This window comes from Streptomyces sp. NPDC057307 (assembly GCF_042667665.1).
Taxonomy (GTDB): Bacteria; Actinomycetota; Actinomycetes; order Streptomycetales; family Streptomycetaceae; genus Streptomyces.
In genome coordinates this window covers 1-1,310 of sequence record NZ_JBHUZM010000278.1, presented here as the reverse complement: position 1 = coordinate 1,310, position 1,310 = coordinate 1, and the positions used below count along the sequence as shown (strand labels likewise).

Sequence of the window (1,310 nt, the reverse complement as noted above, 5' to 3'; positions counted from 1 at the left end):
ATCGAGGTGCCAAACCTCCCCGTCGATGTGGACTCTTGGGGGAGATAAGCCTGTTATCCCCGGGGTAGCTTTTATCCGTTGAGCGATGGCCCTTCCATGCGGAACCACCGGATCACTAAGCCCGACTTTCGTCCCTGCTCGACTTGTAGGTCTCGCAGTCAAGCTCCCTTGTGCCTTTACACTCTGCGAATGATTTCCAACCATTCTGAGGGAACCTTTGGGCGCCTCCGTTACCTTTTAGGAGGCGACCGCCCCAGTCAAACTGCCCACCTGACACTGTCTCCCCGCCCGATAAGGGCGGCGGGTTAGAAGGTCAATACAGCCAGGGTAGTATCCCACCGATGCCTCCACCGAAGCTGGCGCTCCGGTTTCCAAGGCTCCTACCTATCCTGTACAAGCTGTACCAACATTCAATATCAGGCTGCAGTAAAGCTCCACGGGGTCTTTCCGTCCTGTCGCGGGTAACCTGCATCTTCACAGGTACTATAATTTCACCGAGTCTCTCGTTGAGACAGTGCCCAGATCGTTGCGCCTTTCGTGCGGGTCGGAACTTACCCGACAAGGAATTTCGCTACCTTAGGACCGTTATAGTTACGGCCGCCGTTTACTGGGGCTTCAATTCGCACCTTCGCTTACGCTAAGCGCTCCTCTTAACCTTCCAGCACCGGGCAGGCGTCAGCCCCTATACTTCGCCTTACGGCTTCGCAGAGACCTGTGTTTTTGCTAAACAGTCGCCTGGGCCTATTCACTGCGGCTTCTCGGGGCTTTAACACCCTAAGAAGCACCCCTTCTCCCGAAGTTACGGGGTCATTTTGCCGAGTTCCTTAACGAGAGTTCTCTCGATCACCTTAGGATTCTCTCCTCGCCTACCTGTGTCGGTTTGCGGTACGGGCACCTCTCACCTCGCTAGAGGCTTTTCTTGGCAGTGTGGAATCAGGAACTTCGCTACTATATTTCGCTCGCCATCACAGCTCAGCCTTATGGGAAACGGATTTGCCTATTTCCCAGCCTAACTGCTTGGACGCGGATATCCAATACCGCGCTTACCCTATCCTCCTGCGTCCCCCCATTGCTCAAATGGTGAGGAGGTGGTACAGGAATATCAACCTGTTGTCCATCGCCTACGCCTTTCGGCCTCGGCTTAGGTCCCGACTAACCCTGAGCGGACGAGCCTTCCTCAGGAAACCTTAGGCATTCGGTGGAGGGGATTCTCACCCCTCTTTCGCTACTCATACCGGCATTCTCACTTCTAAGCGCTCCACCAGTCCTTCCGGTCTGGCTTCACAGCCCTTAGAACGCTCTCCTACCAC

1 rRNA gene (running past one end of the window) is annotated in these 1,310 nt (G+C 55.1%); it reads right to left on the bottom strand.

The annotated features are described in order from the left end of the window. Positions 1-1,310 (bottom strand): 23S ribosomal RNA (locus ACFUN8_RS37305); its annotated part reaches 268 nt to the left of the window's first position; the annotation flags it as partial.